General features: G+C 50.5%; 23 protein-coding genes. 3 read left to right on the top strand and 20 right to left on the bottom strand.

The window, feature by feature from the left end:
- Positions 1-22: 22 nt before the first annotated feature.
- From DYD62_RS12865 to DYD62_RS12830, 8 genes are all read right to left on the bottom strand, one after another.
- Positions 23-751, bottom strand: a complete 729-nt coding sequence (locus tag DYD62_RS12865) for a metallophosphoesterase family protein (RefSeq protein WP_115227706.1) — start codon at positions 749-751, stop codon at positions 23-25.
- A gap of 122 nt (positions 752-873) precedes the next feature.
- Positions 874-1734 (bottom strand): hypothetical protein, encoded by an 861-nt coding sequence (locus tag DYD62_RS12860; RefSeq protein WP_115227705.1) that lies wholly within the window; start codon positions 1732-1734, stop codon positions 874-876.
- A gap of 191 nt (positions 1735-1925) precedes the next feature.
- Positions 1926-2747: a class I SAM-dependent methyltransferase gene (locus DYD62_RS12855; RefSeq protein ID WP_115227704.1), complete on the bottom strand. Its 822-nt coding sequence runs from the start codon at positions 2745-2747 to the stop codon at positions 1926-1928.
- Complete coding sequence (locus DYD62_RS23645) at positions 2744-3691, bottom strand: bifunctional GNAT family N-acetyltransferase/NUDIX hydrolase (RefSeq protein ID WP_207916405.1); 948 nt, start codon at positions 3689-3691, stop codon at positions 2744-2746. Before DYD62_RS23645 ends, DYD62_RS12855 begins: the two co-directional genes overlap by 4 nt.
- A gap of 23 nt (positions 3692-3714) precedes the next feature.
- Positions 3715-4572 carry a CPBP family intramembrane glutamic endopeptidase gene (locus DYD62_RS12845; protein ID WP_115227703.1) on the bottom strand — a complete coding sequence of 286 codons (858 nt, stop codon included), beginning with the start codon at positions 4570-4572 and terminating at the stop codon, positions 3715-3717.
- 122 nt (positions 4573-4694) lie between these two features.
- On the bottom strand, positions 4695-5090 hold the full coding sequence (locus tag DYD62_RS12840) for an RDD family protein (RefSeq protein WP_132038631.1): 396 nt from the start codon (positions 5088-5090) through the stop codon (positions 4695-4697).
- A gap of 171 nt (positions 5091-5261) precedes the next feature.
- Positions 5262-6140, bottom strand: coding sequence for a DUF6268 family outer membrane beta-barrel protein (locus tag DYD62_RS12835; protein ID WP_115227701.1), 879 nt, complete (start codon positions 6138-6140; stop codon positions 5262-5264).
- A gap of 507 nt (positions 6141-6647) precedes the next feature.
- Positions 6648-6866 (bottom strand): hypothetical protein, encoded by a 219-nt coding sequence (locus DYD62_RS12830; protein WP_115227700.1) that lies wholly within the window; start codon positions 6864-6866, stop codon positions 6648-6650.
- Positions 6867-7054: 188 nt separating this feature from the next.
- On the opposite strand from DYD62_RS12830, the gene cysS reads away from it, so the two are divergent.
- The 3 genes from cysS to glsA all read left to right on the top strand — a co-directional run bounded on the left by cysS (position 7055) and on the right by glsA (position 10400).
- The gene (gene cysS / locus DYD62_RS12825; protein WP_115227699.1) at positions 7055-8440 is read left to right on the top strand and encodes a cysteine--tRNA ligase; all 1386 of its coding nucleotides are present in this window, start codon (positions 7055-7057) and stop codon (positions 8438-8440) included.
- Positions 8441-8550: 110 nt separating this feature from the next.
- Positions 8551-9039, top strand: a complete 489-nt coding sequence (locus DYD62_RS12820; protein ID WP_115227698.1) for a DUF2726 domain-containing protein — start codon at positions 8551-8553, stop codon at positions 9037-9039.
- 347 nt (positions 9040-9386) lie between these two features.
- On the top strand, positions 9387-10400 hold the full coding sequence (gene glsA / locus DYD62_RS12815; protein WP_115227697.1) for a glutaminase A: 1014 nt from the start codon (positions 9387-9389) through the stop codon (positions 10398-10400).
- Between the two features lie 109 nt (positions 10401-10509).
- Here glsA and DYD62_RS12810 read toward each other — a convergent pair whose 3' ends face one another.
- From DYD62_RS12810 to DYD62_RS12750, 12 genes are all read right to left on the bottom strand, one after another.
- Positions 10510-11478 (bottom strand): alpha/beta hydrolase, encoded by a 969-nt coding sequence (locus DYD62_RS12810; protein WP_115227696.1) that lies wholly within the window; start codon positions 11476-11478, stop codon positions 10510-10512.
- A gap of 53 nt (positions 11479-11531) precedes the next feature.
- Positions 11532-12308, bottom strand: a complete 777-nt coding sequence (locus tag DYD62_RS12805; RefSeq protein ID WP_115227695.1) for a 3-hydroxybutyrate dehydrogenase — start codon at positions 12306-12308, stop codon at positions 11532-11534.
- Positions 12309-12372: 64 nt separating this feature from the next.
- Positions 12373-14472 (bottom strand): 3-hydroxybutyrate oligomer hydrolase family protein, encoded by a 2100-nt coding sequence (locus tag DYD62_RS12800; protein ID WP_115227694.1) that lies wholly within the window; start codon positions 14470-14472, stop codon positions 12373-12375.
- Positions 14473-14951: 479 nt separating this feature from the next.
- Positions 14952-15950, bottom strand: coding sequence for a branched-chain amino acid ABC transporter permease (locus DYD62_RS12795; RefSeq protein WP_165928630.1), 999 nt, complete (start codon positions 15948-15950; stop codon positions 14952-14954).
- Positions 15947-16852 (bottom strand): branched-chain amino acid ABC transporter permease, encoded by a 906-nt coding sequence (locus DYD62_RS12790; RefSeq protein WP_115227692.1) that lies wholly within the window; start codon positions 16850-16852, stop codon positions 15947-15949. Before DYD62_RS12790 ends, DYD62_RS12795 begins: the two co-directional genes overlap by 4 nt.
- Positions 16853-17035: 183 nt before the next feature.
- Positions 17036-18235 carry an ABC transporter substrate-binding protein gene (locus DYD62_RS12785; protein WP_115228299.1) on the bottom strand — a complete coding sequence of 400 codons (1200 nt, stop codon included), beginning with the start codon at positions 18233-18235 and terminating at the stop codon, positions 17036-17038.
- Positions 18236-18750: 515 nt separating this feature from the next.
- The gene (locus DYD62_RS12775) at positions 18751-19473 is read right to left on the bottom strand and encodes an ABC transporter ATP-binding protein (protein ID WP_046349991.1); all 723 of its coding nucleotides are present in this window, start codon (positions 19471-19473) and stop codon (positions 18751-18753) included.
- Entirely contained in the window at positions 19466-20251 is a 786-nt protein-coding gene (locus DYD62_RS12770; protein ID WP_115227690.1) for an ABC transporter ATP-binding protein, read from the bottom strand. The genes DYD62_RS12775 and DYD62_RS12770 overlap by 8 nt, the downstream gene beginning before the upstream one ends.
- 377 nt (positions 20252-20628) lie before the next feature.
- Positions 20629-22035: a sigma-54 interaction domain-containing protein gene (locus DYD62_RS12765; RefSeq protein ID WP_115227689.1), complete on the bottom strand. Its 1407-nt coding sequence runs from the start codon at positions 22033-22035 to the stop codon at positions 20629-20631.
- Positions 22036-22135: 100 nt separating this feature from the next.
- Complete coding sequence (locus DYD62_RS12760) at positions 22136-22549, bottom strand: hypothetical protein (protein WP_115227688.1); 414 nt, start codon at positions 22547-22549, stop codon at positions 22136-22138.
- Positions 22546-23859, bottom strand: coding sequence for a phosphatase PAP2/dual specificity phosphatase family protein (locus DYD62_RS12755; RefSeq protein WP_115227687.1), 1314 nt, complete (start codon positions 23857-23859; stop codon positions 22546-22548). Before DYD62_RS12755 ends, DYD62_RS12760 begins: the two co-directional genes overlap by 4 nt.
- A complete protein-coding gene (locus tag DYD62_RS12750) occupies positions 23856-25601 on the bottom strand; it encodes a bifunctional alpha/beta hydrolase/class I SAM-dependent methyltransferase (protein WP_115227686.1) in 1746 nt (581 codons plus the stop codon). Before DYD62_RS12750 ends, DYD62_RS12755 begins: the two co-directional genes overlap by 4 nt.
- Between the last annotated feature and the right edge of the window lie 11 nt (positions 25602-25612).

Genomic DNA, 25612 nt, shown 5'->3' with positions numbered 1-25612 from the left:
ATTTTTAAAACGAGTAAAGTCATTAAACATATCCGCTTAATAAAGCCTTAGCCCATTCCGGCCTCTGTCTTGCCTGCGCGAGTTTGGCCATGGCTTTATATTTATAAGGAACGGCAATTAAACTGCCAGACCAGCTGCCTTTGTCTTGCTCCACAATGGCATAACGGGCGTCGGGGCTGCCGTTTTCTACTTTATGCGGATAAGGGTGAATATCGTCGTAAGCGGGCAGGCCCACGCTGCCGGGGTTGATCATCAGCTGGCCTAAGCTGCTGCGCATCATTCTGGGGAGATGCGTATGGCCACAGGCAACTAAGCCTGCCCGCACATCGCCCATGCGTTGCTGGATTTCTGCCTGAGTAGCTAGGCGCAGGCGCGCTGGCTCTATGGTTTCCATAAAGTATTCAATATCGCTGCGCGGCGTGCCGTGGCAGAGTAGGACATCAGAATTAAGGGGGGCGCAGCTTCGCAATGTAGACAGCCAAGCCCATTCTTTGGCCCCCAGCTTGCTGTGTGTAAACGCATCGGATGCATTCATATTCTTTGCTGCCAAAAGCTGGCGCTCGTGATTGCCTGCTAAATGCACCCAGTCTTGCGCCATTAAAAACTGCGCCGTTTCTAGCGGCATCAGGGGGCCGGAAAGGCTGTCTCCTAGGTTGACCACCGCGTCCACTCCCCGGCGGGACATATCTTTAACCACGGCCTCTAAGGCGGGCAAATTACCGTGAATATCTGAAACAAGGGCAAGGCGCATGGGGTGTCCTGTGTTTGAGTGGGGGGCTTATGATTTGCCAGATGATGAGTATTCTAGGGTGGTTGCTGCCAAGATATAGCAGGGCTCAGCCCATTGGCTGGCCAGCCCCACCCAGCATCTTTTTACTTATTCAACTCCTTCAACTCTGCCTCACACCAGTGTTGTTCATCAGCGGGGACTTGCTCAAGACAGACGATGGCTGCAGCGCGGTGTAGTTCAAAGGCATCGTTCTGGTCTTTTTGAGCGATGGCCAGTACAGCATGGGCAAAAAATAGCTCAAAGGCCGGTGCATTATTTTGCGTGCAGATCTCTAAGCAGCGCCGGGCCGCTTGCACCGCTTGATCTTTAAGCCCGGCTTGCAAGTTGCTGCGGCAGAGGCGGTATTGAGCGCGCTCGGTTTCCAGCCAAGAGCCTGCCCGCTGCCAGTGCTTAAGGGCGCTTTGCGCGGCCTGCAGCATGGCGGCCGTTTCGGTTGTGCTGCGCTGCTTTTGCTCCTCTAATACACAGGCCAGATGATTGCCCCCCACGGCAAGCGCGCGATGAACGGGGATTTCTTCAGGCAGGCCGGTGAATTCTGGATAGCTCATCAGCGCTTGTGAATAACTGTCTATGGCCATGGCTAGTTTTTGCTGTGCGGCAAAGAGGCTACTTGCCGTTGCTAGTGTAATGGTCTGCTCAAGTGGCGTAAGCGAAGCCAGCGCATCCTGATCGCCCCGGCCATATTTGAGGGTGGCGGTGCTGACGGCAATGGCGCTGAGCGCGGCGGGCTCGTTTGCTAAGCGGGGGAGTGATTGCAGCAGGGCAATGCCCGCATCCCAGTCCGCAAGATGCTCGCCATACACATGGGTAATTAAGCGGGTGAAAGCCTGAATCTGGCTGCTTGTTTGTGCCAGCTGGGGCGAGGTGCTTAGTCGCTCTGCAACGACTAAGGGCTGATCGCCGTGATCTGCCCATGCTGTTTTAATAAAATTATCAAAAGTCATTAGTCATCTTGCTGTATGTGTAAGTACCCAGAGGTTAAAGGACGTTTATGACATAAGCAAGGTTGGCGTGGGGATTGCTAAAAATTACACCGCCATTTCTCCACACCGCACTGGCCCAGCGGCTTGTTTTACTGTGAAAGTGTAAGAGAATGACAGAATATCCTCACCCCAAGTCTCTTTGTTTCATGTTTTCAGTGGCTATGCGCTGCTGCTCTTGCTGATATCTTCAGCATGCAATCTGCAAAAGCCACTTTCCCATCGTCTTCACATAGCGCTGCTAGCTCTTGCAAATAGGCCGCATGAAATTGCTGGCGTGGCTCTGTGGCTAAAAATGCCAGGTCATAGCAGCCTTCAAACCAGGACCAGACTTCATCCGGGGTGTAGCGGCGGCTGATTGTGATTTTTTCAATTTTAATTTGTGTGAAATAAGGCGTCAGTGTGCTGATGATGCTTTCTTCTTTAGCAAGGCGTTGGTCGCCAAAACGCAGCGCTTTTGCGCTTTCGTGCTGATAAAGTGCCCGAAGCCGCGTTATATAGGCATCCATCACCGCGCTGGGCGGTGCGGCCGCGCCAATGACAAAAGAGAAGTGCCCGCTTGGTTTAAGTACGCGCTGGATTTCGCCGAGCACATCATCCAGCTGATCCATCAGCATCAGGGCCATATGGCAAAGCACGATATCGCAGCGTTGGTTTTCTACAGGCAGAGATTGTGCCTTGCCGTGGTGCAAAATGGTGCGATCCCCCAGCCTTTGCCGCGCAGCGGCCAGCTCGCCAGTGCTCATATCAACACCGATAAGGGTGCGGGCAGGCAAAATGGAGAGCAAAAAGCCATCGCCACAGGCCAAATCAAGTACGGTGGCATCGCTTGCCACGTCTTTTGCAAGGCATTCGTAAGATGATGTATAAAGCTGCCCGCTCATGGTCGCGCTCAGCGATTGAAAAGAATGGGAAGTAATGCCGGGTTGCTGATTATGAAAATCTATTAAAAATTGCTCGGCTGGGGAGGTGTTCATTGGGTTTTCTCTGTGTGTGCGATGCAGGCCTGTGCTGCTTTTAAGCCGTTTGCATTGTTTTCAAAACTAAGCATTTCAAGCGCGGCTTCAAAGGGATACCAGTGCCAGTTTTTATGCTCGGTTGACAGGATGGGGTCGGTATTGATTTGGGCGCAGAAAATATACTCGGTGACGTGGCTTGGCTCTGCGCCGTAAGCGGCACGCCATTGGGGCTTGATCGGATAGTGATGATGAAAGCCTGTGTTGCGGAGCTGCAGTAAACGAATGCCTGTTTCTTCCCATACTTCACGTAAGGCAGTATCGCAGAGGCTTTCTCCCACTTCCATTGCCCCAGAAACACCTTGCCAGAAATCCGGTAAAGCTAAATCAGGCCTTGCATGGCGCTGAAGTAATAGCCAATACCGTTGGCCGTGATCTTCTTTAAATAAAAAGACCTGCACGGAATGGGCTAAGCGTGCAGGAAGTGGGCCTAATTTACAAAGCATCAGACAGTAGCCGTTTCTTTGCCCCACTTCCTGAAAGCCATATTTTTCATACAGGCGCTTGGCAGGATTTTCTGGATGCACCGTCAGTGACACCTGACGATATCCTGTGGCACGGGCGGAATCCAGCGCACTGCGCAGCAGGCCAGAGCCGTAGCCTTGCTGTTGATAATCAGCAAAAAGAGCAATAGCAAGCTGGGGTGTCGTTTCATCAATCCATGCCAAGCCTTGTTGCCTAGGCAATAGACGCATCCAGCAAGCGCCGATGACGTGTGTGCCGAGTAAAGCCATAACGCCTACGTCGCCATCCTTGCCCCAATCTGCCGCATAAATACGCACGCGCTCATCGTTCAGCACTTCCTTTGGCCGCAAGCCTGAGGGTGGCGGGTCCCACAGTGCAATGTGGAGTAAATCCCAGATGAGGGCTTGATCGCTGCTTTGAATGGGGCGGTGGTGGAGCATTTTATTTGCTAAGGGCATGGTTTTTAATTGTGTTGAATGCCGGGGGAAGAAAATAAGCCCCGGATATGCCGGTGCCAAAATAGATATAAAACTGGGATGGCTAATAGTCCTGGCAGGGCGAGCCACCATTCACTTTGAAACTGGCTTAATGCATCTTGCGGATGAATTGAGGCGTTATCTGTCAGTGATACCCATTCCCAGATGCAGGAAATAAAATTATTCAGCATATGAATAGCAATGGGCAGCCACAGACTGCGGGTTTTGAAGTAAATCAGGCTGAATGCGATGGAGGAAAGAAAGTGACCTAATAACTCAGGGTGTAAGCTGGCAAATAGCGCCGAGCTTAAGATGATTCCCCAGTACACCCCAAAGCGATTGGCCCAGCGGTTTAGTAAATAGCCTCTGAATATAAACTCTTCAAGAACAGGACCAATGATAGTGATGAGGATGAAGATTAAAAAATTATAAAGTACCTCACCTTTTAGCATTTTGACAGAAGAATCATTGCTGATCCAGCTGCGTACATAGTCAGGAAAATAGACCGATATTGGATAAAAAACAGCGTAGGTACAAGTCAGTGTGAGTGCTACTAAGGGAATAGCAAGTAAAACCCACCACCAATTTTCAGGTGGCTTGCCGAGTAATTCGCGCCAGCTTAAAAACTCATTCTTTAAAATATATAAGTGCAGCAGAAGAAATATACTGGTAAATGAAAAAATATTTGAAATAAGTTGCTGGATTAAATTGCTCTGTAATGCGTGTACTACTGAAAAAAATATAATCGAGACTATTACAAATATACAAGATAAGGCTACTGAAAATAGTAAAACAATACGTGAAGGGGTGTTGTTAAATAAATGAGGAATATTAAATTTTTTCATTTTTTATTTTTAATGAGTCGGAACGAGCGATATTCGATGTATTTCATGCCATTTAGTGCTAAAAAATACTCTGACCAATTGGATTACATACTCTGCATCCCCTGATTTAAATCTGAATATTTTCAGGCAATAAGAGGGGGCTTTTTCGCTTCAATCACAATGGTTTTCGCGACCACATCATGAATGGCCCGGCGGTCTTTGCGTGCGGGAATAAGGAGCAGGGATACGATGCCTAAGCTGCATTTTATAGAAAAGCGGCCATAGGCTTGAGGCCCGCTTATTCTGCTTAGATCAGAATGGTTTCTGACCCTAAAACGCATCAGATACTGGCCAAGACTGCAGGCGAGCAGGGTAGCAATGGGCTCATAGCAAAGCAGCAGCACAATAAACAGCCCGAATGCTGATTCGTGAAAGAGAGGCTCCAGCGGTGAGTTGGAAATTGCCCACAGGATCAGTAAAACCATCAAAAAATCAATCAAGGATGCGGTATAAGGCCTGAAAATGCTGGGGTATTGCATTTCAATCACTTGTGTTTGTAAGTATGTCCAAGTATCTCTGCTTTGAATTACTTACACAAGTATTAATTATGCACATGGTATGAGGTGATGCATGGAAATAAGGAGGCGGAATGAATCCGCTCTCCTTTTGATTTTTGCTGGCACTCTTAAGCTATTGCCCGTAATCAGGGTTTAGAAGCGGCCATTAATTGCAAAGCCAAAGAATGGGATTTTCTTGGCTTTTTCATTGTTTAGCTCGTTGCCATTGCTATCCAGAATGGTGAACTTGCCGCCAGCAGCTACACCGGTGTAAGCATCAAGCCGCCAGTTGGGCTGAATTTTATAAGCAGCGTGTAAAAAGACCGGGGCGTATTGCTCTTCTAATACACCATCCGGTGCGAGGGGATTATTTTTGGCTAAGCGATACTGAAACTGACGCATGGCAGCACCGGCTCCAATCTCAAATTGAGGCGTAAGGGCCCAGCTCAGCTCCAGCCCGGCAGGGCCAACGGGGCCAACGGTAAAGGGATTGGCTAGTGTAAGGCTAGGGGTGATTTTCCAGTCGATAATCAAGAAAGGAAAGCCCTGCGTTTTTTCTAATTGACGGTATACCCCCGCGCCCACGCCCAGCAATAATGTAGGCGAAAAAGCATGTGCCACAGAGGCATTCATGCCGTAAATCCAACTTTCTTTGGTATCGGCATTTTTTTCTTTGCTATTACTTGCGTCAAACGTAGCAGAATAAAACCAGCCATTTTGGGAGTTATAACGATAGGGTACAGAAAAAGTAACTCTTTCTAATTGCTTCCAAGGCTCGCTGACTTTCCATGGGTTTTGGTCAAAGTGCCATGTTTCACGGGCCACTTGAAGATTAACCCCAATATTGTGCCGCTGGTTAATATCGTGATTGATGCCAAAGTTTGCTTGCAGGCTTTCCAGTCTGGCCTGACCACCATCATCAAAATCAAACTTGGGCGTGCCAAGCGGAGTAATGGTCATGTCAACATTGGTGCCTGCATGGGCAAAACCAATCGATGCAAGTAATAGTGTGAGCAGTGATGATTTAAGCATTGGGGCTCCTGAAGATCTGGCTTAGGTAGTAGGCGGTTTACGCTAGCTATCATAATGAGCCTGGGTGAAGTTTTTTGTGTTTGCGACAGAAAGCCGTCAGAGAGGATTAAGTGCCGAATTTAAGGGGCCAGTGGATTGGAATTATTTACTCATCAGTCATCTATACATAAGCTTGGTAGTATTTATATTTCAAAATTGCTTACATTTTTTTGCTATTTAAGGTCAGATATTTTGTCTGGCTGGAATGCTTATGTGTAAACACAAAAAACTCCGGCTTTAGTGCAAATCTGAGGGAGGTGCTTTTTTATGCTGATGGATGGCGCGGAGCACCCTCATTTTTTTAACAAAAGAGGACAGGCTAAAAAAGAGGGGAGTTGCTGGCACAATGAAGTGCATCCCTTTGCATGCAGCAATGTTTAAAACAGGCATTGCTTATGGGTAGAGTCATTGCATATCAGGCTTTAACGATTGGGGTATTGCGGGCTTGATATGCAATGAGGACGCTACTTAATTCATATTTGGCGAAACGGCAGGGCGGTCTTGTAATTCGCGTAATAATTCTTTGTCATACACTTTAACGTTGCTGCGATCTTTGCGTGGAATATTGCTGCCGGTTACATATTCCTTTTCATCCATCTCGGCATATTGCTTATTTTCTGCCGGAACACTGCTGCAGGCGCTGGCTAGTAAGCTTAAGGCAATGATTGCGATGTTTTTTTTACGCACGGTTTTACCTGCTTGTCATGTTGAGAAGTATTCTTATAATGTGCAAAGATTTTTCTGTCAACGAGGGTAAGATGGTTTTGCTGGCTTTAAGTGAAAATCACTCCTTCCTGATTCTTAGCGTTCGCTGATGAAGCGCTTGGAGGGCAGCTTTGGTAGAATCACTCTTTTACGCCAACGAAACAGCACCCATGTTAAATATCTACAACACACTGGCCCGCGAAAAACAGCGTTTTCAGCCGATTACAGACGGCAAGGTGAATATGTATGTCTGCGGCATGACCGTATATGACTACTGTCATCTGGGACACGCCCGCATGGTGGTGGTGTTTGACATGGTGTCGCGCTGGTTGAGGGCATCGGGTTATCAGCTTACCCATGTACGCAATATCACCGATATTGACGACAAAATCATTAAACGTGCTTTAGAAAACGGCGAAGCAATCAACACGCTGACTGGCCGTTTTATTACGGCAATGAATGAAGACTTTGATGCGCTTGGTGTGATTCGCCCAGATCACGAGCCACGCGCGACAGAACATGTGCAAGGTATGCATGATTTAATCGCTAAGCTGATTGCCAATGGCTTGGCTTATCCTGCACCTAATGGTGATGTGTATTATGCCGTGCGTAAGTTTGAAGGCTACGGCAAATTATCTGGCAAATCGCTGGATGATTTACGCGCAGGCGAGCGGGTAGATGTGGATGTCAATAAACAAGATCCGCTGGATTTTGTGCTGTGGAAAGCCGCTAAAAGCGATGAGCCGCAAGATGCAAAATGGGCTTCTCCTTGGGGCGAAGGGCGCCCTGGCTGGCATATCGAATGCTCGGCCATGAGCTGCCATCATCTGGGCAGCCATTTTGATATTCATGCGGGTGGCTCAGACTTGCAGTTTCCGCATCACGAAAACGAAATCGCCCAGTCCGAAGGCGCACATGGCCATGCTTATGTGAATTACTGGATGCATAACGGCTTTATTCGTGTAGATAACGAAAAAATGTCCAAGAGCTTGGGCAATTTTTTCACTATTCGCGAAGTGCTAGAAAAATACGACGCCGAAGTCGTGCGCTTTTTCATCTTGCGTGCCCATTACCGCAGCCAGCTGAATTACAGCGACGCCCATCTGGATGATGCGAAAGGCGCATTAAGCCGCTTTTACACCACACTGAAAAATGTGCCTGCTACTGAGTCAGTAATCGATTGGAGTAGCAGCTACGCCCTGCGTTTTAAAGCCGCAATGGATGATGATTTCAATACTGTTGAAGCGGTAGCGGTGTTGTTTGAGCTGGCGCTAGAAGTGAATAAACAGCAATCGGGCGAATTGGCAGGGCAATTAAAAGCCTTGGGCGCCATTTTGGGCCTCTTGCAGCGCGAGCCGCAAGCATACTTGCAAGCCAGCATCGGCGAAGCAGAGGGCGAATATAGTGCTGCGGCCATTGAAGCGCTGATTGAAGGGCGCAAAGCAGCCCGCGCCGCTAAAAACTTTGCCGAATCGGATCGCATACGTGACGAGCTGATTGCTGCCGGTATTGTGCTTGAAGACAGCGCTCAGGGTACAACTTGGCGTCGTGGCTGATTTGCATGGCGGGTTAAAAGCCCGCCGTGCAGCAACAATCGTGTCGGCGCTTGCTAAAGCCAATAGGGTTTTGATCTTGGGTCTTACTCACTCCTTTTTATGGAAATAAAATGAAATTTCTTGTGCTTTTGCTGTTGATTGGCGCTGTTTTTATGTTTATTTCCATCTTAAAAGCCAGGGCACAGGGGGCTGATACGGCGGGGGTCTGGCCGTTTTATGCTAAAAATCCGCTGACTACACCAGAGCAGGTGCTGTATTTCCGGCTGCTAAAAGCGATGCCAGAGCATATTGTGCTGGCGCAGGTGCAGCTCTCTAGTTTGCTGGGGATTAAAAAAGGGAATAACTATCTCGCATGGTTAAACCGGATTAACCGTATGAGCGCTGATTTTGTGGTGTGTAATAAGGATTCCAGCATCGTTGCGGTGATCGAGCTGGATGATGCCAGCCATCAGCGGCAGGATCGCCAGCTGGCCGATGCAAAAAAAGATAAGGCCTTAAGCTCGGCAGGGATTCCTGTCATTCGCTGGCAGGCAAAAGACTTGCCTGATGAAGCCACTATCAGGGCGGCGCTTAGACCGGTGATTACATTAGACGCCTAATTGTCAGGCTATATTCAGAGAAAGCACTCTTTATCGAGTGCTTTTTTTATTTTCATCGTGGGGGCAGCGCTGAAATTGTTTGATATTCACCAGAGGCTGTTGGCGTTTCATTCATGGCTGCGTGAATGAAACGCCAACAGACCCTAAGGGTTTTTCGGTATTAATACGGAGAACAAAGGGTAAAAAATTGTGTTATTTGGTGTTGAAAATTATGCCGTCATGGCTGTTTTCATGCCCCTCTTGCGATGAATATGCAACTGACTTTGTACAACTTCTCCTTCGTTTTTATTTGGTATATTTTCCTACAGCGCGCTCCGACCCAAGGCGCGTTAACGAGGAGCTTTACAATGAAACAACGCAGCATGTTAGCTGTTGTATTGGTACTGGCTTTAAGTGGTGCCGCACAAGCAAAAGACTTATTTAAAAAGAGTGAAGTAGAGGCTGCACTAACGGCCGCTTACGATAATTACAAAGGCTTGCAAGAAGGCAAAAATGCCGATTACATCCCTGCGCTGGCAAAGGTTGATCCAAAAGTATTCGGGATCGTGCTGGTGACCGCAGATGGCAAGGTTTACACCAAGGGTGATGTGACGACGGAAGTTTCGATTCAGTCTATCTCTAAGGTCTTTACCATGGCCAAGGTGATTGATGAGTCTGGTACTGACGCTATTCTGAATAACCAGGGCGTAGATGCCACTGGCCAAGCGTTTAACTCTATCGTTGCGATTGAGCAAAACCGTGGTGCAGAAATGAATGCCATGGTGAACCCGGGCGCGATTGCTGCCACCAGCATGGTAAAGGGCGCAAATTACGATGAAATCTGGAGCAAGATTTTAGGTTATTACAACGATTTCGCCGGCCGCCATCTGACTGTTCTGGATGAAGTGTATCAGTCTGAAGCAGCTAGCAATCAGCGTAATCAGGCGATTGGCCGCTTGATGTATGCCTACGGTAAGATTAAAGCCGATCCAGATCGCGCAACAGATATCTATACCCGTCAGTGTTCTGTAGGCGTGAATGCCAAAGACTTGGCAATGATGGCCGCAACGCTGGCTAATGGCGGTAAGAATCCGGTGACTGGCAAGCAGGCATTAAAAACAGAAAACGTGCCTGAAGTGTTGGCTGTGATGGCCACTGCTGGCCTTTATGATGATTCTGGCAAATGGCTGTACAAAACCGGCTTGCCAGCCAAGAGCGGTGTAGGCGGCGGGATTATCGCGGTTTCACCGGGTAAATTTGGTATTGCAGTGATTTCACCTCCTTTGGATGGTGCAGGCAATAGCGTACGTGCTCAAAAAGCGATTGCAGATATCTCCAATGCATTGGGCGGCAATCCTTTAGCTGCGCAGCCATTGAAGTAATCTGTACTTTGCGTAAAGCATAAAAATGGCCCGGCTGAATGCCGGGCCATTTTTTATAACGCTATTTGCTTAGTAAAACACCACAATTGAATATTTGTATTTTCTTGCATTATTTCTGTGATTCATTTTCCGCATCGTTTTTCTTTAAGTTTAACCATGCACCCATACTTTGATATGCGCGCTGGCATTCTTCTTTGACCAGATTTTCTAAATTTAAAAATGCATGGGGCAGGTCGGCAAAGTGCAGATGATCTGATGCCACACCGGCTTTTTTTAGTCGGGCCAGATAGGCAATGCCTTCGTCTCTGAGCGGGCAAAACTCTGCGCTGATCACCAGTGTGGGGGGGAGGTTGGCGCTGAATTCTGCAAAGAGTGGCGACGCCGCTTTTCTGTCTTCATTGTGCTGAAAATAGTTATTAAAGTACCAAGTCACTTTTTCTTTGGTGACTAAATAGCCTGTGCCATTTTCATCCAGCGAAGGGGCGCTGAGCGTGTAATCCAAGCTGGGGTAAATTAAGAGCTGAGCGTGGATACGAATCGACGGATCAAATTGCGCGATGCTGGCAATGGTGGCAGACAGCGCGCCCCCGGCAGAATCGCCGCCAATGGAGAGCTGCCGTTTGTATTGCAGCTGGCGCTGATCCAGTATTTCCCAAATATGTTTAACTACTGAAAAAGCATCGTCTGCGCCTGCCGGGTAGGGGCATTCCGGGGCCAGCCGGTAATCAACAGAGACCACAATATGCTGTGCTGCGGTGGCGATTTTGCGGCAAATGGCGTCATACACCGTAATGCCGCCCGCCATATGCCCACCCCCGTGAAAATAAACCAATACAGGCAGTGTTCGGCTGGGGTTGGGGTGGTAAATCCGCACGGGCACTTTATAGCGGGACGAGGGCGCCAGATCATCCTGTACCCATGGGATGGGGGGGATGTCCGTGACAAAAACAGCGGTTAAATAAGCCAGCCCTTCACGAATATTGGTACATGTGGGCTTGTAGCCATTAGCCTGCAGCTTGCTGAGCTGTTGATTAAAAGTAGCAAGCCATGGGCTGATTTTGGGGCTGAGTTGTCGCATTACTTATCTCGGTCAGTTTGTAAGAGGCTGGGTCATTGGCAAGCTGCAGACGCTTATTGCGCTATCCAGCCGCCATCAATATTCCATGCTGCACCGCGTACTTCTGCGGCTGCATCGCTGCATAAAAACAACAGTAGTGCGCCAATTTGCTCTGGCGTGACAAATACACCCGAGGGTTGCTTTTCTAGTAAGAGCTGAGACTGAGCCTCGGCATAGCTGATGCCCTGCTGGGCGGCCTTACTGGTAATTTGCTGCTCTACCAGCGGGGTGAGCACCCAGCCCGGGCATATGGCATTGCAGGTAATGCCTGTTTGGGCCAACTCTAAGGCTACACCTTTAGTCAGCCCTATCATGCCGTGTTTGGCCGCAACATAGGCAGATTTATGACTTGATGCTACCAAACCGTGTACAGAAACGATATTAACAATTCGCCCCCAGTTTTTCTTTTTCATGCTGGGTACAGCTAGGCGAGTAGTGTGAAAGCCAGCGGATAAATTCAGCGCAATAATGCTGTTCCAGCGCTCGGTAGAAAAATCCTCTACAGGTGCTAAATGCTGAATACCTGCGTTGTTGACTAAGATATCAATGCTGCCGAATTCTTTTTCGGCATAGCGCATTAAATCGGCAATCTGATCAGGGTGGCTTAAATCTGCACCGTGATAGATCACTTTACCGCCAGCCTGCCCGACAAATTCTTTTGCGGCCAGTACGTCACCAAAGCCGTTCAGTACAACATTTGCCCCTGCGTCAGAGAGTGCACGGGCAATGCCCAGCCCAATACCGCTGGTGGATCCGGTAATTAAGGCGCTTTTTCCTGATAGGGTTTTCATAACCGCCATTTCCTTTTTGGGGCTGCTTGCTGGCGGGGAGAAGCACCGCCAGCAGAGGCTCTGTTTATTGAGGGATAGTCAGTGTGGTATTGCTAAAACGAATTGCATCACTGCCAGGCGCTGCAGCAAAAGCAGGCAGGGCGCTGGCATTTAAGTTATCGCTAGCTGATGTACGTGGTGTTGTGCGTACCACCTGGCTGTCAGGCAATGCCGTACTATTGTTCAGATGCGCCCACATCGCATCTAGAGCACGGCCTGCATAGACATGCAGCGGTATAAAGCGGGTTGGAAAGCCGCTCAGGGCAAGGAAGGAATCAAAATGCTGCCCGTTGGTGACTTCGATATAGCGCAGCTTAGAGCCGCTGCCTTCTTGTGACTGGTTGAGTGCGTAATAGGCGCGGGCGGCGTGGTTTACGGGGATTAAGGCATCCGATCGCCCCGCCACAATAATGGTGGGTTTGCCATTGAGCCTTGCCGTGCGCTGCGCTTCTTTGATACCCATGGCGACGCGGTCGGCTAGCAGTTTTTCATTGCCGGTCAATGCTGCGCCGGTAAGGGGATTCAGCCCCGTGGCGAGTTTACGCAGGCAAATTGCCCCATCCAGATTGTAATCAGCCGTATTGCTTGAGGCCGAAATCGACATGGCATCGGCTTTAGCGCCACCCACGGATAAATTATTGACAATGGAGATGCCCGCTGTAGGCGGCACGCCGTTGCCGCTGCCAAAAATACCCGCCAGATTATTGGCCAGCGGTGCAATCACATCGCCGGTGGTGTTGGTGAAGGCATAGCTATAGCCACAAATATTGTCTTTGACCGAAAAGCGGCCATAGGCATTAACGTAAGTCAGTGCTACACCCAGTGTGGCGTTCAGCCCGTAATGGCTGGCGTGTAAAGCATCGGCTTCCGCCAGCCAGCCGGCAGCAATCAACTTGTTATAGGCTTCATTGGCTTGCGCTTCGAGCGTGCTACCGTTTAAAAAACCTTTGGCCGCCAGCGATGCACAGCGTGCGCTACCCAGTAACGGGGAAACCGCCGTGCCAAAGGCTGAATTTACGCCGCTTAAACGTGTCGATTGCACGGCGCAGGGCTGGTAGAGATTGGCTAGGGTGAAGTAATCAATCAGCGGCAGGCCAATAGCGGGCATTTTACTGCTGCCTTGCATAATGCTTAAGCCAGCGACTGAGGCGGGCTGAACCTGTGGCTCGCTCACGGCCACGCCATCGATTAATCCTTTTGTATCTTGCTCGGCGGCGGCTAATGCCGCACCGCCCCCATTGGATGCGCTGGCGGCAATCACCGTGACGGTGGAGGGCGTAGCGTAATCTGCTTTACGCAGGCCTGATTGAATAGTGGCGTATTTTTCGTTTAGCAACCAGAAAGCAAACTCCACCGCCCGCAAGGTATCTCTGCCCCAATCTTTTTCAGGGTTTTGCTGCGAGTGGGCGTGTTTGGATGCAATACGATAAGGAAATTGCGTGTTAAAGCTGGCCAGCTCGCTGCCCGATAAACCTGCATCAAAATTACCGCCGCCAAAGCTGCGGTTGGCGCGTGTGCCGTCGATCAAATTAACCGTATCGCTGCTTAAATCATGAATGCCTGTGCCGCTGCCTTTATCGGCATAAGCCACCGCACAGCCATGTTTCAGCCCCCATTCGCCTGCCGCTGACACCGCGCCATACACCCCGCGCGAGCCAGATGAAGTGGCGGTGACCACGCAAGGTTTGCTTTGATTAAAGCTGGAGGGGATTTGCACCATTAGCGTGACATTTTGTCGGCCCGATCCATCATCGGCATAGGCGAGGTATTCCTCTCCGGCTATTTTGCCTTCGCCCAAGGTGTCATTGCCGTTGATATCTAGATTTGGGCCGTACAGCCTGCCGTAGCCGCCGCTGCTGCTGATGTCGACAAGGGCGCGGTAATTATTATAAATAGCAGCCCGGCGCAGCTCGGCTGGGGTGGGGGCCGCCGGATCAGCGAAGGCGGGCAGGGCGAGTGCCAAGCCGCTTTTGCCTAAGCCTGCAGTCAGTAAATCATTGCTTACGCCATCAAAACGACTCTGGCTGACATTGCCCAGCCAAGATGGGCGGATATTGTTGTCAAAATAATCATTGCTATTGCAGGCCGATAATAAAACGACCATGCCTGTCAGGAGTAATCGCATTTCCTACCTCTTTGCCAATGATGGCGTGGTTTTGGGGTGAGGGGATCGTTGGCTCCCCATGTGCGCTAAGCAAAGTCACAAAGATCTTTTTTAGTGCCTTCGGCACGGTGTTTTGGTGCGGGATTCCCCCGCGTGGGACTTACTTTCTTGCTTCGCCAAGAAAGTAAGCAAAGAAGGCGACCCCACGAAACACGAAGGCCCCTCATCTGCGGACAATCGAGCGGCGGCTGCGGAACTCGCTTCGCTCAAACAGTCCTCGCCGAAACCCCGCCCGCTTGTTCCTCGCTTCGGCGTGTTTCAAGGGGAGGATTTAAGCCCCGTGCAGGGAGTCGCGGTATCCATCCATTTTGCTTAGAGTGAAATAGCTCAAAACCCAATAAATGACTCAGTTGCAAAATGTTTTTCTCTGTGAAACTTCGTGTTCTCTGTGTCCTCCGTGGTTCAGGGTTTGGGTTTTAGGTGCATAACATCAGTTGCTATTACAAATCCCGTTTCAAGCGATAAGCAATTTCACCCACAATGCCGCGCCTGAATGCCATCACGCACACCACAAATACCACGCCAATGGTGACGGTAACCCAAGAGCCGAACGAGGCCAGCTCGTGATGCAGCGTGCCTACTGTAACCGCGCCAACGACCGGCCCAAGCAGCGTTCCCATGCCGCCAAGCAGCGTCATCAGCACCACTTCGCCCGACATATGCCAGGATACATCGCTCAGTGAGGCAAGCCCTACGACCAGTGCTTTAGTGGCACCGGCCAGCCCCGCTAAGGCGGCAGACAGTACAAAAGTGGCAAGTTTGTAGCGATTCACCTGATAGCCCAGCGAGAGTGCACGCGGTTCGTTTTCTTTGATGGCTTTGAGCACCATACCAAAGGGGGAATGCACAGTGCGCCAGATCAGCCAATAGCCGCCAAAGGTAATCGCCAGCACAAAGAAATACAGTGCCAGAGGGAGCTGCTGCTGGCCCACGCTGACGGTGGCGGATAAATCAATTAAGCCAAATAGATGGCCTTTAGGGATGCCCTGTAAGCCATCTTCGCCACCGGTAAAAGGCAGTTGCAAGCATAAGAAAAATACAATCTGTGCCAGCGCCAAGGTGACCATGGCAAAGTAAATGCCCTGGCGGCGAATGGCGATGCTGCCGATGGCCAGCCCCAGCAGCGCTGCGCCGCAGGTGGCAAATAAAATACCCAGCTCCGGGCTGAGCCCCCAATTTTTAATCGCATGCCCGCACAGATAGGCTGCACTGCCAAAAAAGGCTGCGTGGCCAAAGCTGAGTAAGCCACCAAAGCCTAAAAGCAGATTAAATGCACAGGCAAAGAGGGCAAAACACATCAGCTCCATGGCAAAAATGGGGTAAACCACAAAGGGCGCAAGCGAGGCAAAAATAAGCGCCGCAATCCACGGCGTGAAGCTGGTTTTTTTTCTGGATAAGACAGCCGCCGGGACGAGTTGAACTATCGGTGCGTTCATCATGCTTCCTTACCAAAGAGGCCAGACGGACGCCAGAGTAAAACCAGCGCCATCACGATAAAAATCACGGTGTTTGCCAAAGGCGGGTAGAACACTTTTACTAGCCCTTCCAGAAGTCCCAGCAGAATGCCGGTAAGAATCGCACCCATAATCGAGCCCATGCCGCCAATCACCACTACAGCAAAGACGATAATGATTAAGTCTGAACCCATCCTAGGGCTGACTGAGTAAATTGGCGCGGCCACTACGCCTGCCAGCCCGGCCAAAGCCACACCCAGGAAATAAGTCAGGGTGCGTAATGACGGCACATCAATGCCAAAGGCGCGGGTGACATCAGGGTTTTCTGTACCCGCCCGCAGGTGGGAGCCAAACTTGGTCTTTTCGATTAAGTACCAGACGGCAAAACAGACGGTTAGCGATAAAATAATCGAAAAAAGCCGGTATTTAGGAAACACCATAAAGCCCAGATTGATTGCACCCTCCAGAATTTCTGGTTTGCCGTTGTAAGGCTCACCGGCCACATTAAAGTAATTGGTCAGCAGGCCTTCAAAAATCAGCGCCAGCCCAAAAGTGAGCAACAGTCCGTAGAGGTGATCCACTTTATAAAGACGGCTGAGCATGGTTTTTTCAATCAATACGCCAAGCAAACCCACCACAATTGGCCCCACAATCAGCGCGGTCCAAAATGACATATGAATGCTTTCATCGCCCAAAATCCGCCCCAACTGGTCGTAGCCCAATAGCGCCACAAAAGCACCCAGCATATAAAAAGCGCCGTGAGCAAAATTGACCACATTTAGCATGCCAAAAATCACGGCAAGGCCAAGGCTGAGTAAGGCATAAAAAGCGCCATTGTTTAAGCCGAGTAAGGCTTGCGACATGATGGCTTGCAAGGGGATGTCCATTTAAACCTCGATGCGATTTTTGATCTGTGAGCTGATAAAAAATGCCTAGTAAGACCTCAAACCACAGAGGGCACAGCGTTTTACAGAGAAAAGCATGACGAATGAGTCGAGCGCTTGGGTGTTCTCTGTGTCGCTCTGTGCCACTGTGTGTTCTCTGTGGTTCAAGATTGAGCTAACTGACCGTTATTTTTTAATCAAAGGACATTCGCTGCCAGCCAGCGGTTTGAATGCCACATCACCAGGAATGGTGGCAACCAGCTTGAGCTGGTCCCACGCGCCTTTAGATTCGCTGGGTTTAAGCACTTCAACCAGGTACATATCGTGCACCATGCGGCCGTCTTCGCGGATCACGCCGTGTTTAGCGAAGAAGTCATTCACTTTGGTTTCGCGCATTTTCTTCATTACCGCGTCGGCATCATCGGTGCCAGCTGCTTTCACCGCATTTAAATAATGTAGTGTGCTGGAGTAAATGCCCGCGTGGTCCATCGTTGGCATAAAGCCTGCCTTGGCAAAGAATTTCTTACCAAAGGCTTCCATTTCTGGGCTTAATTCCCATGAGTAGGCTGTGGTAAATTTCATGCCTTGTGCGGCATTCAGGCCCAGCGCTTTCACATCACTATCAAATACCAAAAGCCCTGCGATGGTTTGCTTCAGGCCAAATTCCTTGGCTTGCTTTACTGCGTTCACAAAATCGGCACCGGCATTGGCAAGGCCGACCACTTTGGCCTTGGAGTCTTGTGCCTGAATCAGATAGGAAGAGAAATCGGTAGAGGAAAGCGGATGTTTGACGGTGCCCAATACCTTGCCGCCCGTGGCCGCCACAATTTTGCTGGCGTCACCCTGTAGCGCTGCACCAAAGGCATAGTCAGCCTGCAGGAAGTACCAGCTGTCTAAACCTTGCTTCATCAGCGCGGTGGCGGTGCCTTTGGCTAGCGCATAGGTGTCATAAGCGTAATGCACGCCGTAAGGGCTGCATTCCTTGCCGGTGAGTGCGGTAGAGCCCGCGCCGTTATTGATGGTGATACGCTTTTTTTCTGCGCCCAGCTTTTGTACGGCAATGCCGACGCCAGAGTTGAGCAAGTCGTTCACCATGTCCACTCCTTGGGTATCAAACCATTCGCGTGCCTTACCTGCGCCGATGTCGGCTTTGTTTTGGTGATCTGCGCTGACCAGCTCGATGGGCTTATCTAGCACCTTGCCACCAAAATCGGCAATCGCCATTTGCGCCGCAATCACCGAGCCTTTACCGCCCACACTGGCATACACGCCCGACATATCGGTGAGAATACCGATCTTGACCATGTCGCCAGAGATAGGGCCAGCAATAGTGGTGGCAGGCAGGGCAAGTGCTAAAGCAAGAACAAGAGGTTTACAGCTTTGCATGGGGTGTATCTCCGTTTGGGGTAGATCTTGCGGGGACTGCGGTAAGTTTGTTTTTTTAATCATTAAATGCTTGTCGATGGGAGGGGTAACCCTCCTGTGTGAAATATTTCAAGCGTTAAGTAAAAGACCTTTTTAGTGCCTTCGGCACGTTGATTTTGGTGCGGGCGTCCCGCTGGACCTTCCTTTCTTGCTTCGCCAAGAAACGAAGCCAAAGAAGGCGACCCCACGAAACACGAAGGCCCCTGCGCTGCGGACAATCGAGTCGGCGGCGGGCGGGATTGGCTCGTTCCTCGCTCCCTTGCCGAAACCCCGCCCCGCTTGTTCCTCTCTCCGGCGTGTTTCAAGGGGGAAATTTAAGCCCAGTGTCGAGAGCGTAGCCATCATCTTTTGCCTTTGTTTGCGACTAATAACCAAACTGCTTAACGCACATGGGGTGCAACCTGCTAGCGAGGTTGAATAAATACGCCGGTTGCACCCGCCCTACAGTATGGCGTTGGCTTAAATTGAGGCTTCGATTAAACCCCAAGATAATGATTCAGCCTGCCTGCACTGGCAGATAGCTCGTCTGCGCTGACTGAATCCACCACTTGGCCGTGCTCAATCACGTAATGCCGGTCGGCGATGCCTGCGGCAAAGTGAAAATTTTGCTCGACCAGTACGATGGTGTAGCCGCGCGCTTTCAGCAGTTCTACCGTTTCGCCCAGCTTTTTAACAATCACAGGGGCTAGGCCTTCGGTGATTTCATCTAGCAGTAAGAGGCGCGCACCGGTGCGTAAGATTCGTGCCATGGCCAGCATTTGCTGCTCGCCGCCGGATAATCGTGTGCCCTGGCTTTTGCGGCGCTCCCACAGATTAGGAAATAAGGTATAAATCTCTTCCAGACTCATGCCATCGCTGCGTACTTTGGGTGGCAGGTTGAGGTTTTCTTCCACGTTCAGGCTGGAAAAAATCGCCCGCTCTTCAGGGCACCAGCCCACGCCAAGGTGGGCTATTTTGTGTGTGGCCATGCGGATGACTTCACGGCCATTCACCATGATCGATCCGGCGCGCTGGCCGGTTAGGCCCAAAATCGCTTTCAGTGTGGTGCTGCGGCCTGCACCGTTTCTGCCCAGTAGCGTAATCAGCTCGCCACGGCGTACGCCAAAATCAATGCCGTGCAAAATATGTGATTCGCCGTAAAAAGCATGTAAGCCGCTTACACGCAACATTTCACCGCTATGGTCCTGGCTGTTAAGCATGGAGTGTTTCCTGTGGGCTGGCGGAAATTGCAGGGCTAATCCCCAGATAAGCTTCCATCACGCGTGGGTCGGCCGACACGGTGGCGTAATCGCCTTCGGATAAATGCTGACCACGGGCTAATACGGTGATTTTGTCGGCCAAGGTAGAGACCACCTTCAGATTGTGCTCCACCATCAAAATGGTGCGCCCGACAGACGCGCGACGGATCAGCGCGGTCACGCGTTCCACATCCTCGATGCCCATGCCCTGTGTGGGTTCATCCAGCAGCATTAGCTTGGGTTTGAGTGCTAGGGTGGTGGCGATTTCTAAAGCGCGTTTTCTGCCGTAAGCCAGCTCGCCTGCTAAGACATGCGAAAACTCGGCAAGGCCTACTTCCTCCAGTAAATCCATTGCCGTATCGGTGAAAGCGTTCAGCTCTTGCTTAGAGCGCCAAAAGCGATGCGCGCCGCCATGAATGCGCAGTAGTGCCACACGGATATTGTCGAGCGTGCTCATATTGGGAAATACGGCTGATATTTGGAAGGAGCGGATCAGCCCCTTGTTGGCCACTTCGGCAGGTTGTGCTGCCGTGATATCAACACCATCAAAAATAACCTGCCCAGAAGTGGGGGCCAGAAATTTAGTCAGCAAATTAAAAACGGTTGTTTTGCCCGCACCATTAGGGCCAATCAAGGCATGGATGCTGCCATGCTCCACTTCAAGATGAATATCGCTGACTGCCGCAAAGCCTTTAAATTCTTTACAAAGGCCGCGCGTTTGCAAAATAGGATCTGACATTGTGTTTATCCTTGAGCTGAAATGCAGGGCGCACTACTTATATTTTTTATGTGGTCAGCTTTTCTGAAAGGTGTATTAATATTATTTTATTTGTAGTAAAGCTGTAGTTATATAGTAAGCATAATGTGTGCCAGTTTTAAGAAACGAGCAAACATGCGGTATGGTGAGTGTATTGAAGGATTTTTAGTCTACAAAACGAGACAAAAAATCGAAGATGGTGCGGTGAAATGAAAAGAAAGTGATAAATGCCCTCAGAAGAGAGGGAGTCTAAAAAATGAGACTGTAATCTCATTTCGTAGAATGTCGGTTTTGTAAGCGGGTGCTTAGCTGCAAAGACGGATATTTAAGGGCCAAGGGCAATGTAGGTAAACCGGTGATTATTCCTCCGGTTTAAACCCCGCAATCTTTTTATAAAGCGTGGCTCGTGCAAGGCCGAGTTGCCTGGCGGCAGTGGGGATATGGCCTTTGCAGTTTTTGATGGCGTCGCTGATGAGCTGTTGCTCAAAAACCTGCATGGATTCGGCATGGGTTTTGGCGCTGCTGTGGCTGGGCTGGGCTCCGGGGTAGAGCAGCGGCGTCAGGTCTTCGGCTTCTAAAATGGCTTTGTCGCATAGCATCAGTGCCCGTTCCAAAATATTGTGCAGCTCCCGCACATTGCCTGGCCAGGCGTATTGGGTCAGCAGGGCAATGGCAGAGGGGGCAAGGCGATGCTGGCCAAGACCGCTGGCGGCCAGTTTATTCATCATGGAATCGGCCAGCAGGGTTAGATCGGCCAGTCTGGCACGTAGTGGCGGCAGCTCAATGGTCAGAACATTCAGGCGGTAGAATAAATCAGCCCTGAATTGTCCTTCGGCGATGAGCTTGGTTAGCGGCGCTGAAGTGGCGGCGATAATGCGTACATCGGAGCGTTGTATTTGATTAGAGCCCAGCGCTTCAAATTCCTTATCCTGCAAAACGCGTAATAATTTGACTTGCAGTGCAGGCGGCATATCGCCAATTTCATCAAGAAACAGCGTGCCGCCGTGGGCGAGTTGAAATTTACCGACACGGCCTTTTTTATCCGCGCCGGTGTAAGCACCTGCGCTTGCGCCAAACAGCTCGGCCTCAAGCAGGGTTTCAGGGATCGCCGCCATATTGAGCGTAACCAGTGGCTTATGGGCGCGGGGCGATGCGGCGTGAATGGCGTGCGCCAGCACTTCTTTGCCTGTGCCGGTTTCACCCAGTAATAAAATGGGCGCATCTCTTTGCGCAGCGCGCAGGGCCTGACGTTTAAGCTCCTGCACTGCATCGCATTCACCAATAAAATGGCCAAAAGAATATTTAGCGCGGCGTGCCTGGGCAAGGGACTCATGCGCTACGGCCAGCTCTTTTTGCAGGCCGGAGAATTTAGCCACTAAGGGTGCAAGTGATTGAATTTCATCAAATAAGGCAAAGCCAATGGCGCCAATCAGCTTGCCCTGCGGATCTTTTAGCGGCAAGCGGGTGACCACCAGTGTTCTGTCTGGAGCCTCCATTAAATCTAATAAAATAGGCTGGCCGGTTCTAAGCACTTCTCTGAGCTGGCTTTGCGGAATCACTTCTTCTACGGCCTTGCCTATGGCGCTAGCAGGGTCTTTAAAGCCAAAACGATCGGCATAGCGGGCATTAATCCAGACGATTTTGCATTGTTCATCCACAATGACCGTGCCTTCAGAATTGTCTTCTAAAGTGCGGAATAAAGATTGCAATGCTAATTGCCGCTCATTATGGCCATCTGTTAATGAAGCTGGAAAAACATCTGTCATTGTTTTGAATCCCCTGCTTGCCGTCATGCCAATACATTAACACGCAAGGGGCAATTCGCTTTATTGCGGCACTTTTCCGGGCTGAATCTGTTGTACAAAATCAGCGGGTGAATAATCCCAATGCCATCAGCCATACGATCCACGAGCAGAATGTGCTGATTAAAAAATAACGAATCAGTTTTTGAATGCCAGACATGCGTATTGCTAAAGCACGCGGAGGGGTGTTTATGTTAAAGAGGCTGTTTAATACTTTATCCAGCTGCTGCAGATCAGCTTCGCTTTGCAACTGATTTAATAGTTTTTCATCTAGGGTGATCCGCCAATAAAAATAGTACTGAATGGCTGAGGCGACGCTGCAGCAAATAAGCAGTATTGTTTTAGCTGTACTGATTAGCTGGCCAGATGCAAGCCAGTAACTGATTAAAAATAAAAATGGCGTGGGCCAGATCAGGCTTTTGCAGGAAGAGAGCGCTGCTGCGCTTAATTTAAAAATAAGTGATTCTTCGGTATTCATTGTATGTCATCGCAAAGCCGGGCCAATTGATTTAATTGAGCGCTATTTAATACAAACTGGCTGCGTTTTGTTTGTAAAAAGGCCACGGCCTCATCAATATCTTTGGCTTGCCTGCTGACGACCAGCCATGCCAGCAGCACCGCTGCGCTTCGGGTCATACCAAGGGCGCAGTGAACGAGTACGGGCTGAGGCATGGATTGCAGCGTGTGCACACAGCGCTGCAGGGTTTGCTGATCGGGTAGTTGCAAATCCAGCAGCGGGTATGAATGATAAATTGCCTCAGCCGGTGCCTGCCTGTCATATTCGGCGGCCAGATCCAGTACGGATTTAAAGCGTGGATCGGCAGCTGCGCTGATGGGCCCTAGCCAGACGCCTCGGCTGATTTCTTCGGCGGCGGGTAGCGATTTTAATAAATAGCGGTGTACCTGCTGCGTGACAATAGCGTAAGGCCAGAGCAAAACCTGAGCTGAAAAACGTCTTTGCCCGTGATCTTTTTGCATTGCCTCTGGCCCCAGCCCAAGATAGGCCGCAGTGAGAATCAGCAAAGAAGTGATCGGCCAGAGCAGCAGCCAAGCCCAGCCCTGCAGGCAGACAATGCCAAGGGATAACAGCAGTGCTCCGGAAAAATAGCGCAGGGCGAGCTTGGGTGAGCATTGGCGGGGCTTGGCTGCAAACAGGCGCACGCCGGGGCTGGGCAATAAATAGCAAACGATAAAGCCAAGCAAAAACCCGCTGGGTATATCCCAAAAATGATGTTGCCATGTGGTTAATACTGATAGGCCGATCAGTGCAAACCAGACGTGCAGCAAAGGCCGCCAGCGTGCAGGGATATGGACGGCATAGCGTAGCCAGAGTACGGTAAGCAGGCCGATATGCAGCGAAGGTGCCTGATTAAATGGCTTGTCAAAGCCCATCAGCAACGTAAATAGCTGGCCAAAAAAGCCATCTAGCTCTGGGCGCTCAAAGCTGAAGCGAAGAGGAAACAACACAAAAAATAAGCAAGAGAGCAGCGATGTGGCCAGAAGGCGCTTGGCGTGGGTATTGAGCTCGCCACGGCTGGTGCATATAAAGAGAGAAATGCCATAGAGCAGATCAATGCTCCAGTAAGGCACGATGGTCCAGGGCCAGAGCGGGATATGCCGCTCCCAGCTCATCACAATACTGCCTACTTTTGCAGGGGCTAAGGAAGCGGTGTAATGATTGGCCGCCCCGTAAAAAATAAAGAAACCCGGGCCCAGTACCAGCAGCCACAAAAGGGCGAGCCGCCACGGACGCGGCTCTTTTACTTCGCTGTTTAAAGCTTTACTCATTTATTTTTAATCCGGCGTGCAAGGCTAACGGTAAAGATGCCCCATTCATCAATGCGCTGGGTGATTTTTTCAAAGCCTGCCTGCTCAACCAGCTGATCCATTTCGTACTGGGTGCGTCGGCGCATGATCCAGTCTGCGCCGCCCCTGTGGCTGCTCAGGGTGCGGGCAATCAGCTCCAGCTGCGGATGCCATGGCTGATTGGTGTAAACCAGAAAACCACCATCGGGCACGGCCTCGGCAAGCCCCGCCAGCGAGGCTTTAATCGGGGCGTTTTCAGGGAATAACTCGTAAAGACCCGAAACCACGGCCAGCGTGGGCGCAGGGGAAAGACTGGCTAAACTGGCCTGATCAAATGCATCGCCCTGTTGAAAATCAGCCAGATGCGTTAAGCCTTTTTCTTTGATCAGCTCTTTGCCTGCTTCAACATTAATAGGGCTGTAATCCCGCAATAAAACGCGGTCGATTTTATGGCCGGCAATGGCATCCAGAATATAGCGGCCATGCCCTGCGGCGATATCCACAATCCTGATGCTTTGTTTGTTTTCTGTGAGCGATTTAATCGCGAGGCCAATCAGCTCTTCTAGGTTGACTTTGCGCTGGCGTATGCCTTTCCAGCCTACGCTGTCCAGATAAGTGCGATCGCCAAAGCGGCCCAGTGGGGTGCGTCCTGAGGTTTTGTTTTTATAGACATAATCTAAGGTACTGCCCGAATCAAAGCCGGTTTCCCAGCCCAGCCTAATGCCGTCTGATAATTTGCCCACGGTAGAGAGTGATAAGCGGGTGAGGGCAAAGTGCCAGTGTTTCAGGGTAAGGGGCGAGCCACTTTGCTGCAGTTGCAGATATTCATTGGCGGTGTAGCCACTTTTGTCTGCGTGGCTTAAATCCACTTTGGCTACGCCCGCTTCCACCTTTTGAATAAAGCTGCGGATCAGTGTAAAGGCTTGGGCCCGGTCTTTTTCGCCTAGGGTGTCGTGGTAGAAGCCTTGCAGCGTATGCATTTCTTTGCACGGGCTGCCTAAGCGTTCAAAAAATATACGTTGCGGTGCTTGATGCACCACAAAATCTGCGCCTGAGATCAAAAGCTGGGTGGGTGTCTGAATCGCTCCCGCATCGGCAATAATCCGCTCTGCCGTATCGTAGAGGCCCAGCAGGATATTGACTGAAATAGGCCGGGCAATCAGCGGGTCTGCATTGTAGGAGGCAATACGCTCCGGATCATGCGTCAGAAACTTGGCTTTTACATAAGAATTAACATAAAAATTGCCGCGTAGTTTTTCCATCAGCCGCAGGCTGGGGCGGGCCAGAGGCACGTAAAGTTTTACTTTAAAAGCTGGGGACGCCAGGATCAGCGCGCGGATTTTGGGGGCGTAATCGTGTACCCAGGTTGATGCTAGGATCGCGCCCACGCTTTGCGCGATAACGATGATTTCTTCTATGGCGTAGCCATAAGTCTGGCAAAGATAGTGAATAAATGTATCCAGATCGCGCACGGTGGTACCAAGGCTGGGGCTGTAGCCGCGTGGCCCGCTGTTCTGGCCGTGTCCGCGGGCATCCCATGCAAAAAAGGGCGTGTCTGTCATGCCTAGCTCATCCACAATATGCTGTAGTCGGCCAGAATGCTCATGTCCGCGGTGAAGCAGCACAATGGCGCGGCGTGCTGCCGTGCTGGTGGCTGGCCAGTGCCGGTAAAACAGCGTGCTTTGATCAAAGCTGTTAAATGTTTTTTCCTGAGGCGTGCGCATAAAGGGGTCCT

Origin of the sequence: Iodobacter fluviatilis (assembly GCF_900451195.1) — a bacterium.
Lineage (GTDB): Bacteria > Pseudomonadota > Gammaproteobacteria > Burkholderiales > Chitinibacteraceae > Iodobacter > Iodobacter fluviatilis.
This window is presented reverse-complemented; position numbering and strand designations above follow the sequence as displayed.

Excerpts from the sequence above, each read along its gene's own strand:
- DYD62_RS12865 (WP_115227706.1), bottom strand. The coding sequence starts at position 751 with ATGCGCCTTGCCCTTGTTTCAGATATTCACGGTAATTTGCCCGCCTTA.
- DYD62_RS12860 (WP_115227705.1), bottom strand. The coding sequence starts at position 1,734 with ATGACTTTTGATAATTTTATTAAAACAGCATGGGCAGATCACGGCGAT.
- DYD62_RS12855 (WP_115227704.1), bottom strand. The coding sequence starts at position 2,747 with ATGAACACCTCCCCAGCCGAGCAATTTTTAATAGATTTTCATAATCAG.
- DYD62_RS23645 (WP_207916405.1), bottom strand. The coding sequence starts at position 3,691 with ATGCTCCACCACCGCCCCATTCAAAGCAGCGATCAAGCCCTCATCTGG.
- DYD62_RS12845 (WP_115227703.1), bottom strand. The coding sequence starts at position 4,572 with ATGAAAAAATTTAATATTCCTCATTTATTTAACAACACCCCTTCACGT.
- DYD62_RS12840 (WP_132038631.1), bottom strand. The coding sequence starts at position 5,090 with ATGCAATACCCCAGCATTTTCAGGCCTTATACCGCATCCTTGATTGAT.
- DYD62_RS12835 (WP_115227701.1), bottom strand. The coding sequence starts at position 6,140 with ATGCTTAAATCATCACTGCTCACACTATTACTTGCATCGATTGGTTTT.
- cysS (WP_115227699.1), top strand. The coding sequence starts at position 7,055 with ATGTTAAATATCTACAACACACTGGCCCGCGAAAAACAGCGTTTTCAG.
- DYD62_RS12820 (WP_115227698.1), top strand. The coding sequence starts at position 8,551 with ATGAAATTTCTTGTGCTTTTGCTGTTGATTGGCGCTGTTTTTATGTTT.
- glsA (WP_115227697.1), top strand. The coding sequence starts at position 9,387 with ATGAAACAACGCAGCATGTTAGCTGTTGTATTGGTACTGGCTTTAAGT.
- DYD62_RS12810 (WP_115227696.1), bottom strand. The coding sequence starts at position 11,478 with ATGCGACAACTCAGCCCCAAAATCAGCCCATGGCTTGCTACTTTTAAT.
- DYD62_RS12805 (WP_115227695.1), bottom strand. The coding sequence starts at position 12,308 with ATGAAAACCCTATCAGGAAAAAGCGCCTTAATTACCGGATCCACCAGC.
- DYD62_RS12800 (WP_115227694.1), bottom strand. The coding sequence starts at position 14,472 with ATGCGATTACTCCTGACAGGCATGGTCGTTTTATTATCGGCCTGCAAT.
- DYD62_RS12795 (WP_165928630.1), bottom strand. The coding sequence starts at position 15,950 with ATGATGAACGCACCGATAGTTCAACTCGTCCCGGCGGCTGTCTTATCC.
- DYD62_RS12790 (WP_115227692.1), bottom strand. The coding sequence starts at position 16,852 with ATGGACATCCCCTTGCAAGCCATCATGTCGCAAGCCTTACTCGGCTTA.
- DYD62_RS12785 (WP_115228299.1), bottom strand. The coding sequence starts at position 18,235 with ATGCAAAGCTGTAAACCTCTTGTTCTTGCTTTAGCACTTGCCCTGCCT.
- DYD62_RS12775 (WP_046349991.1), bottom strand. The coding sequence starts at position 19,473 with ATGCTTAACAGCCAGGACCATAGCGGTGAAATGTTGCGTGTAAGCGGC.
- DYD62_RS12770 (WP_115227690.1), bottom strand. The coding sequence starts at position 20,251 with ATGTCAGATCCTATTTTGCAAACGCGCGGCCTTTGTAAAGAATTTAAA.
- DYD62_RS12765 (WP_115227689.1), bottom strand. The coding sequence starts at position 22,035 with ATGACAGATGTTTTTCCAGCTTCATTAACAGATGGCCATAATGAGCGG.
- DYD62_RS12760 (WP_115227688.1), bottom strand. The coding sequence starts at position 22,549 with ATGAATACCGAAGAATCACTTATTTTTAAATTAAGCGCAGCAGCGCTC.
- DYD62_RS12755 (WP_115227687.1), bottom strand. The coding sequence starts at position 23,859 with ATGAGTAAAGCTTTAAACAGCGAAGTAAAAGAGCCGCGTCCGTGGCGG.
- DYD62_RS12750 (WP_115227686.1), bottom strand. The coding sequence starts at position 25,601 with ATGCGCACGCCTCAGGAAAAAACATTTAACAGCTTTGATCAAAGCACG.